Source organism: Peribacillus sp. P4_D6, assembly GCF_056401795.1.
Map to the genome: position 1 here is coordinate 20,959 of NZ_JBFUIQ010000040.1, position 12,137 is coordinate 33,095.

10 protein-coding genes and 1 pseudogene are annotated in these 12,137 nt (G+C 40.6%); 1 reads left to right on the forward strand and 10 read right to left on the reverse strand.

From position 1 onward, the window contains the following. Nucleotides 1-94: 94 nt before the first annotated feature. Nucleotides 95-583, forward strand: coding sequence for a divergent PAP2 family protein (locus AC1DVB_RS14140; protein ID WP_034312708.1), 489 nt, complete (start codon nt 95-97; stop codon nt 581-583). Between the two features lie 200 nt (nt 584-783). Here the strand turns inward: AC1DVB_RS14140 and AC1DVB_RS14145 are convergent, their stop codons facing one another. The 10 genes and pseudogenes from AC1DVB_RS14145 to tatC all read right to left on the reverse strand — a co-directional run. Further along, nucleotides 784-1,491: a GntR family transcriptional regulator gene (locus AC1DVB_RS14145; RefSeq protein WP_034312712.1), complete on the reverse strand. Its 708-nt coding sequence runs from the start codon at nt 1,489-1,491 to the stop codon at nt 784-786. A 250-nt stretch (nt 1,492-1,741) separates the two neighbouring features. Continuing rightward, entirely contained in the window at nt 1,742-2,794 is a 1,053-nt protein-coding gene (locus AC1DVB_RS14150; protein ID WP_268564786.1) for a YeiH family protein, read from the reverse strand. Nucleotides 2,795-2,848: 54 nt separating this feature from the next. Further along, nucleotides 2,849-3,577 carry a PIG-L family deacetylase gene (locus AC1DVB_RS14155; protein WP_057275998.1) on the reverse strand — a complete coding sequence of 243 codons (729 nt, stop codon included), beginning with the start codon at nt 3,575-3,577 and terminating at the stop codon, nt 2,849-2,851. A 157-nt stretch (nt 3,578-3,734) separates the two neighbouring features. Continuing rightward, nucleotides 3,735-5,087, reverse strand: a complete 1,353-nt coding sequence (locus AC1DVB_RS14160; protein WP_235568121.1) for an aminotransferase — start codon at nt 5,085-5,087, stop codon at nt 3,735-3,737. A gap of 144 nt (nt 5,088-5,231) precedes the next feature. After that, the gene (xsc, locus tag AC1DVB_RS14165; RefSeq protein WP_477589666.1) at nt 5,232-6,995 is read right to left on the reverse strand and encodes a sulfoacetaldehyde acetyltransferase; all 1,764 of its coding nucleotides are present in this window, start codon (nt 6,993-6,995) and stop codon (nt 5,232-5,234) included. A gap of 174 nt (nt 6,996-7,169) precedes the next feature. Continuing rightward, nucleotides 7,170-8,000, reverse strand: coding sequence for a phosphonoacetaldehyde hydrolase (gene phnX / locus AC1DVB_RS14170; protein ID WP_477589668.1), 831 nt, complete (start codon nt 7,998-8,000; stop codon nt 7,170-7,172). A gap of 70 nt (nt 8,001-8,070) precedes the next feature. Continuing rightward, nucleotides 8,071-8,526, reverse strand: a complete 456-nt coding sequence (locus AC1DVB_RS14175) for a hypothetical protein (protein ID WP_095394400.1) — start codon at nt 8,524-8,526, stop codon at nt 8,071-8,073. A 167-nt stretch (nt 8,527-8,693) separates the two neighbouring features. Then, a complete protein-coding gene (locus AC1DVB_RS14180) occupies nt 8,694-10,106 on the reverse strand; it encodes an amino acid permease (RefSeq protein ID WP_057276002.1) in 1,413 nt (470 codons plus the stop codon). 368 nt (nt 10,107-10,474) lie between these two features. Next, on the reverse strand, nt 10,475-11,107 hold the full coding sequence (locus tag AC1DVB_RS14185; protein ID WP_477589671.1) for a YitT family protein: 633 nt from the start codon (nt 11,105-11,107) through the stop codon (nt 10,475-10,477). A gap of 541 nt (nt 11,108-11,648) precedes the next feature. After that, nucleotides 11,649-12,137, reverse strand: a pseudogene (tatC, locus tag AC1DVB_RS14190) (twin-arginine translocase subunit TatC); the annotation flags it as partial.

Here is a 12,137-nt window from a genome sequence, read left to right on the forward strand (position 1 = left end):
CTGCATATAAAAAATATTTTTGGGGTATCAAAAGAGGGAAGATAAATTCCCGGATTGGGTTGGGTTGGACTGGTCTGGAGTGGAGGAGTTGCTCATGGAAAAGATGAATCGGGGAATTTTAACGGCGCTGTCGGCGATTGGCATTGCGCAAGGGCTGAAAATTTTAACGCATTATAAGCTGACGGGAAAGTGGGACTCGAAGCAGGCTTTCACAACGGGTGGCATGCCCAGTTCGCACTCTGCGGGGGTGGCCGCCCTGGCAGCGTATGTAGCAGCGAATAAAGGATGGCTGCATACGGAAACATCGCTTGCCACAGTGTTTGGCGTGATTGTGATGTATGATGCTCAGGGGATTCGCCGCCATACAGGCGAAATCGCTAAGCTCGTGAATGATCTTGAAGATAATATGGCCAAATTTTCCGGAGAGTTTCCGAGCTTTGAGTATGTTGAGCGTGAGAAGGAACTGAATGAACTGCTCGGACATCAGCCTGTGGAAGTGGGAGCAGGTGCGTTGCTGGGAGTTGCCCTTGGGCTTATTTCGGCTAAATTGGAGGATGGCAAGCCCTCAAAACCGAACGGCTGAAAACGGTGGGCAAGCCTTGATCCTTTAGCTCTTGAGGTAAGTAAATAATTTGAATATAACAATAGGTTATTTTAAAACAGCCTATGTTATTAACATCGGCATACTCTCCAATAAAAATAGTATTATTGGATCCCGGTAGATTTGAAAATGACCTAAGCCTCTCTTCTTCTTAGAAAGGCTTAGGTCACTTTATGTGGAATTCAATTCTTCCGGGACATTTTCATTGCGAATGAATACATATCCGATCGGAATAACCCTTTATAATATTCTACTAAGTTACCATCAGAATCAAAAATCATTCGTTCTGTAATCAGTAAGCACATCGTTTCGGCTATACCCAAATGTTCTGCATCTTCTTTTGTTGGAAAGCCGCAGGTTATGATTTGTTCCGCTTCACAAAAGTCAATGTTTAATTCACCTTCGAGTGCATCATACAATACGGTTGTACTTAAATCGAATTTCGTCAATTTTTTTCCTAGGTCCAAAGAATAATAATGCAATTCAATGGCTATTGGGACATCCCCCTGTAACCGCAGCCTTTTAATATGGTAAGATTCATCCTCAAACCCATTTGCATCAGCTATATTTTCAGGTGTCATTACACGGCCATGATCTAGTAGTTTAATCCCCATGCTTTTAGTGGTTTCCGTAAAACTTATCATCTTAAGCCATTCTTGCACAGGTTTAAGGGAGACGAACGTTCCCTTCCCATGCCTCTTTTCCAATATTCCCTCACGAACCAGGATGGAAACGGCTTCCCGTACAGTGCTCCTGCTGACAGAATACATATCCATCAGTTCCCTTTCACTCGGGATTTTGTCTTTATAATAACCTTCCAAAATCTGATTTTCCAATATGGTTTTCAATTGAGCATGTAAAGGGATTGGATTTTTAAAGTCTAGCTCCATAAAATTTCCTCCAAACAGAAAAAGACATCGTAATGTTCGTATCAGTTCTTATATTGTAAACCAAATAGTTATAATATTCAAACATGCCAGCGTTCAATTTTTTCCTTAAATTAGGATTATGTTGAGTTTCCAGCGTTCATATACCGTTTTTCTTCGAGTGAATAAAAAAAACCTGAATAGCTCTATGTATTCAGGGCTTATCCTATATGCAACCTTCATCACATTTCAGGCATATATGAAAGCTTATATATTAAATGATAAAGTACGAAATTATGGAAAGCAGCAAAGAGGTAATGGTCATGGCCAAAAGGGGACGCATGGCTTTTGTTCGCAGTGCCTGCAGGCTAACATTCAGTCCAAGACCGATCATGGCCATAGTCAATATAAATGTAGTCGCTTTGGAAATGCCATCCATTACGAGAGGTGAAACCGTAATATAACTTCCAAACACATAACTTCCCATTAGGCTCATGATTATAAAACCAACGAGGAACCATGGAAAATCAATTTTGGCATCATGGCCCATTTTCCCGGATGTTCGCTTTTTCATCCAATACATAAAAATGAAACATAAAGGGATGAGTAAAAAGACACGTCCCAATTTGGCGAGGAGTGCAATCGCTAGTGCATCTTCACCAGCCGGTGCTCCTGCCAAAGCAACATGGGCGATTTCATGAAGACTGATCCCAGACCAGATTCCATAATCCAAAGCAGATAGCGGAAGGATCGGACGTAAAAGTGTATAAACAATGGAGAAAAGAGTTCCCATTAAAGCGATTATCCCGACGCCTATGGCTGTATCCTCTTCCTTCGCTTTCACGATTGGAGATATTGCCGCGATGGCTGCTGCACCGCATATCCCGGTTCCAACAGCAAGAAGAAGGGAAATGGAAGCATCTGCCTTAATCCACTTTGCAATCAGGACCATCACGACTATGGCGAATGTTACTGTCCCTATGTCACGTACCAATAATGGCAGTCCCTGATTGAAAATTACATCGATATTTAATTTCAACCCGTATAAAATAATGGCAAAACGCAAAAGTTTTTTTGCGGAAAATTCGATTCCCGTCCGGAACTTTTCTGGATATCCCGCAATTTGACGATATATCACGGCAATAATGATCGAGCATGCAAGTGGACCGATTCGATCGAATCCTGAAATCTTCGACAGCCCCAAGCCTAAGATGGCAATGAAAAAAGTGAAAGCGATACCGCTCAGCCACAAAAGCACCTTATTTTGAAGTGGATTTTGCTGCACCTGAGGTGTTTCTTCCAATGGCTCATATTTTTCTAATTCCATACATTCCTTCCCCCTTTCCAGATAAACTAAATATCATCCCATCCTTTCAATCGTTTAAAAAAAATCGGTTTCTTCTAGATTAGGAAGTGAATTCCCTTTGATAAAATACTCGGATTCCTTTAAAAAAGGCAAGCTTGGATTTTGATTCGTCCACAATTCAGGAACCGCTAAAGTCTGGGAACGATGTGACCTTAAGGCACGGATCTTTTTCTTTAAAGTCCCTGCTATATTGACTTCTGTGACACTGGGCGGCCCGTTTTCCTTTAACCATTCATCATAAAAAGCATGCCAAAGGACAAAGTACAAACTCTGAACCTTAATAGCTGGAAATAATGGATCTGGATAAAAATCGGGATCACCGGAGTTTAAGAAAGCAAATGCGGCAGCACGGCCAATCGCACAATGGTCTGGATGCCCGCCGTATTTCTCATGGAATGTAATTAGTGCATCCGGCTGAACTTCACGAATCACCTTTACGATTCTCTCGGCCAATAAATCGAAGCTTTCAAATTCAACCGTTTTATCCCTTACGTTTAAAAATCGCAAATCACTAATCCCCAATTCTTCACAAGCTTTTTTTAACTCCTCCACCCTTAGTTTTGGCAATGCCTCCCTTGTTGTTACAATGGGATTTCCCATTCGTCTGCCCATTTCGCCTTTTGTCGCACAAAGTAAAGTTATCTGAACACCTCGCTCAGACATTTTAGCAATGGTTCCCCCACACAGGAATGACTCATCATCGGGATGTGCCAGAACCACCAATAACCTTTGTTGTGATTGCATATTTCCTCCTGTTTCGGATTCCCCAGTTTTCCCACACTGTTAGACTTAATATGAAAAAATGGACATGGATGTCAAATCGGCTAGACATATCATGCCCATCTTCATTTTTTTCTTCTATATAGATAGCACCCTAAACCTAAAGCTAATCATCTTTTGGTTAGCATAATTCACATAAAACGGATTTAACCGTTTCTATGACAAAGCGTAAATCTTCAACGGTCGAAGATAAAGGCGGTGCAATGATGAGTACATTACCATATCCAGGAACCGTATCACCATTACGTCCGATGATAAGACCCTTTGCCTTGCAAGCCCCGATTATTTTACCCATGAACTCTTCGGAAACAGGCGTTTTTGTCTTTTTATCTTCCACTAATTCAATGCCATATAAAAACCCAACTCCCCGAACCTCCCCTACTTTATCCAGGGCTGTCAATCCAAAGAGCGCGCTTAGTGTCGATTCACTAAGTTCAGATACTCGTTGAACGATGTTTTCATTTTCCAAGATTTCAATGTTCTTTAGCGCAACTGCGCAAGATGCAGGGTGGCCTCCATATGTTGACACATGCCTGAAATGATTTAAATTTCCGTTGTCTTTGAACTTCTCATAAATCCTGGAATTCACTGCCGTTGCCCCAAGTGGAAGATAACCGCTGGTCAAACCCTTTGCCATCGTAACAATATCCGGTTGAACCCCATCTGAGTGCATGAACCCAAACATTTTTCCGGTTCTTCCAAAACCTGAAACCACTTCATCCACAATTAATAGAACATCATGCTTCTTACAGATTTCCGAAACCCTCGTTAAGTATTCTTTTGAAGGAATAAGGACCCCGCCACCAGAGATGAATGGTTCAAGGATAACGCCCGCTACCGTTTCAGCTCCTTCAAAGTTAATGACCTGATCGATATATTCAGCTGCAAGCAAATCGGAGTTTTCAACGTTTTCCCCAAACGGGCTTCGATAACTGTACGGGGGTGGAACATGCAGGAAACCTGGAACCGCCGGATCATATTTCACTCTCCGATTAGCCTGTGCAGTTGCGCTGAGCGCGCCAAAAGTATTGCCATGATAAGCTCTATACCTTGAGATGAACTTGTATTTACCCTGATTTCCATTTTGGGAATGATATTGCCTGGCTATTTTAAAAGCTGTCTCATTCGCCTCGGAGCCGCTGTTCGTAAAAAAAGTTGTATAAGGGCCCTTTAAATGTTCACTTATTTTTGCAGATAATTCGATTGCCGGCCTATGACTTAATGTTAAAGGGAAGTAAGATAAGTTAATCATTTGTTCATATGCTGCCTGGGCAATCTCTTTTCGTCCGTGACCAAGGTTCAAGCACCATAATCCGGAGACACCATCTAAATATTTATCCCCTTTAGTATCAGTGAACCATGAGCCGGATCCTTCTGTAGCCATCATGGGAGCATCCTTCTCATTATAGCGATGCATCGCATGCCATAAATGGTCTTTATCCATTTGAACAAGGTCTTTCGTTTCAGTTTCCATCTTCACTTTTGAAACCCCCTTATTTTTCATCGAATGCAACTAAGTTAAGTTCCCATGCTGTTACAGATCCTTTTATGCGAATTGGTGATGGTGCGATGACCCCAATCGTTCATCAGGGCATCGCAGCTGTCCTATCACCTTTTTTTATTTATCCCAGTTTTTATGATCTAAATGAGAATATTTTTCTAATAATCTAGTAGGCATTTTTAATGCATCTTTTCTAAATGGCGGAGCCAATTGTGTTCCATCCACTTGTATATCAATGACAGTCGGTTTGTTTGATTTTATTGCTTTTTCAATGACAGCGCCTAACTCGTCTGCTTTTTCCACCCTAATGCCTACAGCACCCATTGATCGGGCAACTTCTGCAAAATCAGGATTTTGGATATCGGCCCCGACAAAACGGTTATTATAAAAATCGACCTGATTCTTTTTCTCAGCGCACCAAGCATTATTATTGAAGACACAAGCTATGACAGGTATGTTTTCTTCAACGGCCGTGCTCACTTCATGTAAGCWCATGCCCCACGCGCCATCTCCAACAATGGCTATAACAGGCGTATTCGGCTCAGCTAATTTGGCACCTAGTGCGGATGGGTAAGCAAATCCAGTATTTCCGAATGTAAGCGCAGCGATATGCCTGCGTCCCTGATTGAATTTCAAGTAAGCGTTTGCACTTGAAGATACATTACCGATATCTGTAGTAACGATGGCATTTTCAGGCAACACTTTTGTCAATTCCAATAGGGCCCGACGCGGATTGATCGGGGTTCCATCGATCATCGCAAGATTCACCAATTCTTCTTCCCATTTTTGTTTTTCATTCGTAACTTCTACTATCCGCTCTTTTTCTTGTTTTAGGTTTGGTTTATCAGCCCTCAACCGTTTCAAGATTTCACGACTCGCTTCGCGGGCATCTCCGATGATTCCCACTTCCACAGGGTGCGTCCTCGCTATTTGCCTTGGGTTAATATCAATTTGGATGATTTGCGCATCTTTCGGGAAATAATCAATGTCATAGCATGGTAACGTTCCAAATACCGATAATCTTGTGCCTACCGCCAATATGACGTCCGCTTTCTTAAGTGTATTCATCGCAGCCTTTGAACCCATGTAACCGATTGGGCCTACTGACAATGGATGATCAGCAGGAAAAGCATCATTATGCATATATGAGACAGCTACCGGAGCCGTTAAATATTCCGCCATATTCTTAATTTCCTCAATGCCATCTGAATCAACCGTTCCCCTACCGGAAATGATCACCGGATACTTCGCCTCGGCTAAAATTTCTGCCGCTCTATCCAAGGATTCAGAAGACCCGCAGCCCCTTTCATCCACGCGATATTGATGTGGTTGAAGTATTTGATCTTCCACTTCACCATAGAAGTAATCACGAGGGATATCGAATAAAACCGGTCCCCTCTCGGCATAGGCAATCCGAAATGCTGTCCTTAGGCAATCAGCGACCCGGCCTGGGTGTGTCACTCTAACTGTTTCTTTCGTGATTGCCTTGAAGATGGAAACCTGATCGCATTCCTGAAAACCATCCCATCCAACTGTTGGTGTACCAGCTGAAGGTGATATGACCACCATTGGAGTATGAGCTTGATTGGCCGCTGCGACAGAGGTGACCATATTCGTCATTCCAGGTCCGTTTTGCCCGATGACAACTCCAGCAACACCAGAGACACGACAATAAGCATCTTCCATATGTGCTGCACTTTGTTCATGGCGGACACCAATGAAACGAATGCCTGCAGTTGGCAATAAATCAAGCATATCCATGAAAGCAGATCCCAAAATTCCCGAGATATGTTTAACTCCCTCGGCCACTAATGTCTCAACGATGGCTTCACTTGGTGTCATTTTTACTTTCGTACCTCTTAACATTTTTGTTTCGACCATAGCACATTCTCCTTAATTAAATTTATTTCTGATAATGACGTTGCGACGTCCGTACCAGTTATAAGATGTATAATACTACCATTATGCGTAACAGTCAATAAATAATTTGAATATTTCGAATTAATTTAAAATCTCTGTCCAGCATAGGCACTAACACATGTATTTGACTCTTTTTTAACCAATAAATATATCCTTTTTTTCAGTCAATCTGTAGTTGATTCTATCGATGATCTCCAATAAATCACCTATTTCATCAATTACGAAATCGGCACCTGCATTCAAAAAACGGTTTTCTGCATGCTTCATCCGTTTTTGCAGATCATAAGGGTCCATTTCACTGATTTCTGCTTCTGAAAGTCCGATTTCACTGCCGCCTTTCAATACGGCAACAGTCCACATTCCCGCAGAAATTCCTTCTTTGATATCACTGATCGTATCACCCACTTTAACGATTTTGCTGAGTGGATACACTTGGAGATTCATCGCCGTCTTAAAGCACATCCAAGGAGCAGGCCTACCTGTAGGCACTTCGGTGGACGCAACGATGGAATCGGGTTGATAGCCCCATTTTTCCGCCTCTTCTTTAACAACATCAATCATTTCACGAGTATACCCCGTTGTCGAACCGATTTTTATTCCTTGCTGCCTTAAACGGCTGACTAATTCAATTACGCCGGGTATTGGCTTGGCATTATCCTTTAGAACTTTAAAAAGCAAAGCCTCAAAGTCCTTATATAATGAATTTAAATCTCTTTCGTCCGGTTCTTTCCCGAATTTAGCACTCCACAAATTAGAGATTCGTTTCATTTTCAGGAGTTCCATAATATGATCCATTTTCAATAAACCCATAGGTTCCCTTGCTTCCTTAATGGTAATATCGATCCCCCTTATCCTGAATATCTCGACAAATGCTTGGACAGGTGCAAAACAACCATAATCCACCGTCGTTCCTGCCCAATCGAATATCACTGCTTGAACCTCTTTGCATGCTTTTGCCCTTTCCAATCTATGCTCCCCTCCTCATCTTACCTCCTCCAAAATCACCAAACTTGCTAAACCAGGGTATAAAGAGAATTCAATTAACTTCTTCCAAAAATAACTGTAAATCTTCCTTTGTTGCTTCAGAGAGTCGTTTAATCTTTTCAAGGTCCTTTTCCGGATTCCCTGACTCCCCAATTAATGGGTAAAGGTTTTTCTCAATCCTTTCATACCAATCCGGGTATTCATCTTCCACTTGCTTTTCTATCGAATCCCAAATTGAACTCATATCTTTTCCCATTTCTTGAATTCTCTCTGGATCCGCTTCCGCACTTAATTCTGATTCCAATTCTTTTATGGATTGAATCACATCGCCGACACCTTTTTTAATGACCTCCGGATTTTGGGTTTCACCCGTATTTGATTCCGGATTTTCATTCATGATTGGACTTTTTTCTTGTTGAGCCTCGTCCGGTTCAGCTGAATTGCCGCAGCCTGACAGCAATATGGCTCCAAGGACAACTCCACTGGTTATTACACGGAAACCATTCAATATAACCCCTCCTTCATGATTTAAAAGACAGATGGCACCAAGCACTTATTGGCACAATTCTCTTTTTCTATGGGAATCATATTCTAGCTGATTAGTGAATTGAAGAATTTTGTCTGAGGAATTCCATAGAAGTAACCTTAAATTAAACCAATGGTGTAGAGCCAAAGCTAAAACTTTTCAGAATTAGGGGAACCAGAAGCAATATTTAATTCATTCTCCAAATACTTCGCTTTTTTTCGCCGAATGAAAAAGAATGAACAAATAACGATCAAGCTAAATAGCATGGTAAAGATGAACTGCGGACGCTGCGAATCGATAAAAGCCATTAATATTAACACGGAAATCATGGAAATGATGGTTGCATAAGTCAAATACGGGAATAACCACATCTTGATCTTGAATATTCCAGGATTCTCCTTCTCCATTCTCTTCCTTAATCGGAGATGGGAAACCGCAATGGCCAGATAAACAAGAATTCCGACTCCGCCCGAGGAATTCACTAAAAAGAAAAAGATTTTATCTGGTGAAACATAACTGAAAATGGTGCTGATAAAGGCGAATATAGTAGAGCCGACTACAGCAAATATAGGGACACCGTTCTTGCTCACTTTAGAAAATAGCTTTGGGGCGTCACCCTTTTGTGCAAGTGAAAATAACATGCGTGAACTCGTATATAATCCCGAATTCAAACAGGATAGCAATGCAATGAGAATCACTATATTCATGATCAGGGCAGCAGAAGGGATTCCCAGCATTTCAAGTACGGCGACAAATGGACTTTTCAGCAAAGAAGCCGAATTCCAAGGTAATAGCGTCACCAGTATGGCGATGGACCCGATATAGAAAATCAGGATTCGCCAAACCACACTATTCAATGCACTTCTAACTGATTTGACCGGATCACTGGTTTCACCCGCAGCAATCGCTGGTATCTCCACTCCAACAAATGCATGAAAAACGATTGCAACACCAACAAGCACAGAACTTAGACCATTTGGAATAAACCCGCCAAAGTTTAAAAGATTGGAAGTGCCAGGTGGTTTTATCGTTGGGATAAACCCTAATATCACGGCCACCCCCAAGCACAGGAATAGTATGATACTGATTATTTTAATGATTGAAAACCAGTATTCGAACTCACCAAACGATTTCACGGAAAAAATATTCGTCATTTTCAATAGGATGATCAATGATAGACTTATGACCCAGACGGGAACGGAAGGAAGCCAGCTGTGAATGATTGCTGCTCCAGCCGTTGCTTCCAAAGCGATTACGATAACCCAAAAGAACCAATATAACCAACCTGTTGTAAAACCGGCCCATTCACCTATCCCTTCTCTTGCATAAACCGCAAAAGATCCAGTATTAGGATTCACTGTGGCCATTTCCCCAAGCATTCTCATGACTAAAACAACGATCAAGCCTGCCAAAACATATGATAATATCGCCCCGGGGCCCGTTTGACCAATAATGATACCGCTTCCTACGAATAAACCAGCGCCTATGACACCACTCAAAGATATCATCGTTAAATGTCTTTGTTTCAGACCTGGTTTCAGTTCTTCCTGTTGATGTTTCATACCCTCCACCAACTTTCAATAATTTGGGGAATCAACTAAGATAATCGCTACTTGAATGTAAAGCAGGCTTTTCAGCTGCCTGTCCTTTACACTTTCACAAAGATAGTGGGAACTGGAAACATGGCATTTTCAAACAACACAGGGTATGACGCTATGAACTTAAGATTCTATATCACTAGTCCTCCTTCCTTAAGGCTATTTTGAAAAACGAAGCGAATCTAACATCACAACGTCATGATGTTAGTACCACTTTCTATGTGTATAATACACTCTGATTTTTTTAAAGTCAATTTAAAAATCAGAATATTTAGATAACAAAATGAACATTTTCAAATAAAAAACGATGTCCATTAAGTCTCCAATTTTAGTTATTTTACTTTATTTACCTTTGGTGTTTCATCCAACACACTTTCCGTAGCTGACGTTACTGCCTTCTGCTTTCTATCCAGCATTTTCTTTAAAAGATATGAAAAAAGCAATGTAAAAGCAATTCCCTTAACAATCGATGCATAACCATAAACCAGAAGGCCCAATATCAGTACGATAAGATTAATAATCCTTATTGTCGCAGCAATATCTATTTTTTCATTTTTGTGATGTAAAATTAAGGCGAGCACGTCAAAGCCAACAGTGGAGGCATTTGCAGTTATACATAAATAATATCCTATCGCTATAAAAATCGACGAAATGAAAATCACTAAAACGATATTCATATCAAAATGAATGTTCAATGAATAAAAAAAATTAAAAAAAACCATATAGCTAAGGGAACTTACGATCGACTTAAAAAAGTACTCTTTCCCTAGAAACACGTAACAAACGATTAACAGTAATCCTGTAACCAAATTGGCGAGCATGGCAATGTTATAGCCGAATAATGCATTCAATAATAATGCCGAGCTAGTTACCCCGCCATTGATAATTTCATTGGGAACGATTAAATAAGCATAGGCAAAGGTCATGGAAATGTTGCCTGCGATAATTTTCAATAAATCCTTCATACATTCTCACCATCCTGTTCGATATTTTGATAATGCTCTTTCCCCCCTAAATATATATTTATATTTGAACGATAATAAGATTCGAACCTTTCACCTTTCGATATTTTGGAATGTTATTACAAAGAATGCATTTTTCAATTCAAGTGATTACAATTATTCGCTAACCAGAATCCTCTTTCCTTCTAAATAAAAAAAATAACCCCCCCTTAAAACTAGAAGATGTTCATGGTCTACTACATAATCATTTAGACATTGCAGAGTTTATATTCAACTTATGTAACTTGTGATTAGTTGACAAAAACTTTGATTTAAATAATTTAAATTCCACAGGATTGGACAAATAGAAGGCTTTTATAGGTTAAAACTTCGTCCCCTTACATAATCACATTGGTTAGAAGGCAAATGCAAAAGCATACCCCCTAAACATTCCCAAAAAGTATTATCCCACAATAAAAAGCTGAGGGGGCTCCCCTCAACTTTTTATTGTTCCATTAATTATTTCCCAAGAAATGTTACTTTCAATAGGCTGTGATTATCCTTTTCATGTCACGGATAATGCTGACTCATCTTTCATAAGCCTTTTACGATAAACCATATTGGACAGCTGTACACTCACTTCATAAAGCACAAGTAAAGGGACGATAACCAAAATGTCCGAAATTATATCTGGAGGTGTAATCAGGATTGAGATGATGACCAGGACGAAATAAGAAATCTTGCGAGACTTTTTCAACACCGCTGGATTGATGATGCCTAATCTGGTCAGGAACATGACCACAAGCGGCATCTCGAATAAAATCCCGAAAGGTAAGATCAAATTAATCATGAAACGAAAATACTTTTCCGCAGTGAACACCATCTCGAACTGCCCGGCCGATAGGGAAGTTAGGAAACCCAGAACTATTGGAAACAACACAAAATATCCAAATGAGATACCTGTGATGAATAGAATGAACAGTCCGGGTATGAAGCGAAATGTAACCCTTCACTCTTCCGGTTTCAAAGCTGGAGCCACAAAGCGCCATAACTG